The organism is Stenotrophomonas sp. HMWF003 (assembly GCF_003061285.1).
Taxonomy (GTDB): domain Bacteria; phylum Pseudomonadota; class Gammaproteobacteria; order Xanthomonadales; family Xanthomonadaceae; genus Stenotrophomonas; species Stenotrophomonas maltophilia_AP.
Genome location: NZ_QAIW01000347.1, coordinates 1,207 through 3,608 on the forward strand (window position 1 = coordinate 1,207; position 2,402 = coordinate 3,608).

Here is a 2,402-nt window from a genome sequence, read left to right on the forward strand (position 1 = left end):
ATGCGTTCGTGCGCCAGCGCGAGCAGCAGCGCCCGGCGGGCAGCTACACCACGTCGCTGTTCGACGGCGAGATCCGCCGCATCGCGCAGAAGGTGGGCGAGGAGGGCGTGGAAGCCGCGCTGGCCGGGGTGGCGCAGGACGATGCAGCGCTGCTGGGCGAATCGGCCGACCTGCTGTTCCACCTGATCGTGCTGCTGCGTGCGCGCGGCTTGTCGCTGGCCGATGCGGTGGCCGTGCTGGTGGCGCGCCACGCAGGGTGAGCGCATGAATCGCGTTTAACGTCGGTGAAACGCGGCACAAGCGATGATGTGCCGCTTTACAATCACCCACCCCGAACGGACCGTCCCGATGACCCGCACTGCTGCCTGGCTGGCTTGCCTGCTGTTGACTACCGCACCCGCCCTGGCCGCCGAGGTGAACGTGACCGGCAAGGTCTACCAGGAACGCGACGGCAAGCCCGGGCGCGGACCGACCGACCCGGGCATGGCCGGGGTGCAGGTGTCCAACGGCGAGGTGATCGTGCGTACCGCCGCCGACGGCAGTTACAGCCTGCCGGTGCGCGATGGGCAGACCGTGTTCGTGATCAAGCCGGACGAATACCGCTTCCCGGCCGCCAGCAACGGGCTGCCCTCGTACTGGCGCCACTACGCGCCGCAGGGCTCGCCACGGCTGAAGTACGACGGCATCCGCGCCACCGGCAGCAACGTGCGCAACTGGGACTTCGCGCTGGAACCGGCCAAGGGCAGCGATGCCGCCCGCGCCGGGTTCGAGATGCTGGTCTTCACCGATTCGCAGACCGCCAGCCGCCAGGACATCGATTACTACCAGCGCGCCATCGTCGAACCCATCATCGGCAAGCATCCGGCACGGCTGGGCACCACCCTGGGCGATATCGTCAACGACGACCTGGACCTGTACCCGACCATCAACAAGGCCACCGCGCTGCTGCAGGTGCCGTGGTTCCACGTGCCGGGCAACCATGATCTGGACGTCGACGCCGGCGATGACCGCCACTCGCTGGACAGCTGGCGCGCGGTGTACGGGCCCGATACCTACGCGGTGGAAGAGGGCGGCGCCAGCTTCGTGTTCCTCGACGACGTGGTCTACGACCCGGCGGCCAAGCCGACCTACGTGGGCGGGCTGCGCCCGGACCAGTTCACCTTCCTGGGCAACTACCTGAAGGGCCTGCCGCGCGACCGCCTGGTGGTGCTGGGCATGCACATCCCGCTGTTCGATGCCGCGCCCGGCCGCGAGACCTTCCGCCACGCCGACCGCGCGCGCCTGTTCGCGCTGCTCAAGGATTTCCCCAACGTGCTGGTGCTCAGCGGCCACAGCCACACCCAGCAGCACTACTACCATGGCGCCGCCGAGGGCTGGCAGGGCAGCAAGCCGCTGCACGAGTACAACGTGGGCGCCGCCTGTGGCGCGTTCTGGTCGGGCGTGAAGGACAGCAGCGGCATTCCCGATGCCACCATGAGCGACGGCACGCCGAACGGCTACGCGGTGTTGTCGGTCAAGCCCGGCGGCGACTACGGCCTGCGCTATTACGTGGCGCGCGCGCCGGACGACTACCAGATTGCCCTGCATGCGCCCAAGGTGCTGCGCAAGGATGCCTACCCGGCGTGGGGTGTGTACGCCAATGTGTTCATGGGCCAGGCCGATACGCTGGTGGAGTACCGCGTGGACAGTGGTGCCTGGCAGAGCATGAAGCGGGTGGAGCAGCCCGATCCGCGCCTGCTGGTGGAGAACGTGGCCGACGACCAGGCCGAGCGCCTGCGCGGTTTCGATCGCTCTCCTGAAGCGACGCCGTCGCCGCACCTGTGGCGCGGCGCGCTGCCCACCAACCTGACGGCCGGCGAGCACAAGGTGGAAGTGCGCGCGGTCCACGCCGACGGCCCTACCGCCTCGGCCAGCACCAGCTACCGGCTGCAGGTCGGCAAGCCTTGATGAGGCGCCTGCCGCGCACCGTGCAGCCGCTACATACGCTGCTGTACGGCGCTACGTGCTTTGCAAACCCCGGGCGATCGCCGAAAATCGCACCGGGTTATTCGACCCCAGCCAAGGCCTGCGAGTGAGCGTTGCGGTACCGTTTCCGGAGCATCCTCCGGCCCCGTCCGATGTGTCCCTGCTGACACCCGGTCGGGCATCGTCTGTCGAAACGCTGCTTGTCGCCGACGTCGGGGGTACGTTCGCGCGCCTGGCCGTGGCCGAACTGCGTGCCGGTCAGCCGCCACAGCTGGTTGGCCTGCGCCGTTACAGCTGCGCCGCGTTTGCCAGCCTTGCCGCGATCCTGGCCGATTTCATCGCCAGCGCCGGGCAGCCACTGGACAGCGCCGTGGTGGCGATCGCCGGGCTGCTGGAAGGCGACCACCTGGTCAACACCAACCTGCCATGGCCGGTGT

General features: G+C 68.8%; 3 protein-coding genes. All 3 read left to right on the forward strand.

Annotation, left to right across the window (positions count from 1 at the left end; genetic code table 11):
• A partial coding sequence (gene hisE / locus DBR34_RS23170) for a phosphoribosyl-ATP diphosphatase (RefSeq protein ID WP_258223936.1) occupies window positions 1-260 on the forward strand: 260 nt, incomplete at its 5' end.
• An 88-nt stretch (window positions 261-348) separates the two neighbouring features.
• Entirely contained in the window at window positions 349-1,947 is a 1,599-nt protein-coding gene (locus tag DBR34_RS14020) for a calcineurin-like phosphoesterase family protein (protein ID WP_128097248.1), read from the forward strand.
• 172 nt (window positions 1,948-2,119) lie between these two features.
• Window positions 2,120-2,402: glucokinase (locus DBR34_RS14025; protein ID WP_181394019.1), on the forward strand; the 283-nt coding region annotated here is incomplete at its 3' end.

Bases quoted from the DNA above. Each gene is read 5' to 3' on its own strand.
- DBR34_RS14020 (WP_128097248.1), top strand. From the start codon at position 349: ATGACCCGCACTGCTGCCTGGCTGGCTTGCCTGCTGTTGACTACCGCA.